Annotated in this window: 1 protein-coding gene; it reads right to left on the reverse strand. The window is 39.0% G+C overall.

The annotated features are described in order from the left end of the window. The coding region (locus tag AC1DUW_RS31960) for an alpha/beta fold hydrolase (protein ID WP_477644596.1) at positions 1-437 on the reverse strand (437 nt) is incomplete at its 3' end. Between the last annotated feature and the right edge of the window lie 154 nt (positions 438-591).

Here is a 591-nt window from a genome sequence, read left to right on the forward strand (position 1 = left end):
TCATCAATAAAGGCAGGGATCCCGTCAATTTCAATTTTTTCAACAGATTTTAACCGCCCTTCCTTCCCAGCCTCATCGTCAGGCAATGCGGTGGAATGAATGAGGGAGAAACCACTCAATTTTTCRGCAAACTGCTCAGCAAATGACAATGTGATATAACCTCCGAGCGAATGACCGAACATGTAAACCTGATTGATTTGCTGTTCATCTAAAAATGCAGCAATATTCACTGCCATATCTTCAATCGTGAAAGATGCCCCTAGTGACTCACTTGCACCATGACCTGGTAAATCAATGGAAATAACTCGATATTTATCTTTTAAACCACTAATGATGTCCCGCCAATACCCATGACTTCCGCAAAATCCATGGATAAATAGCAACGTGTTTTTACCTTCCCCGCTATCTATGTAAGAAAGCTTGTTACTTTTATTCATCTCTATCCCTCTTTTCTAAAAATAATCATTTAGTAACGTTATTCCCTTCCTCCCTATATCTAAACCCTTCTTTGATTCACACATATTAAGTCTCTACATAGCCTATATGCAAAGGAATTTTTAGAAAGGAGCACCGTGATGACCTCTTCTGAAA

The organism is Peribacillus sp. P4_C12 (genome assembly GCF_056402095.1).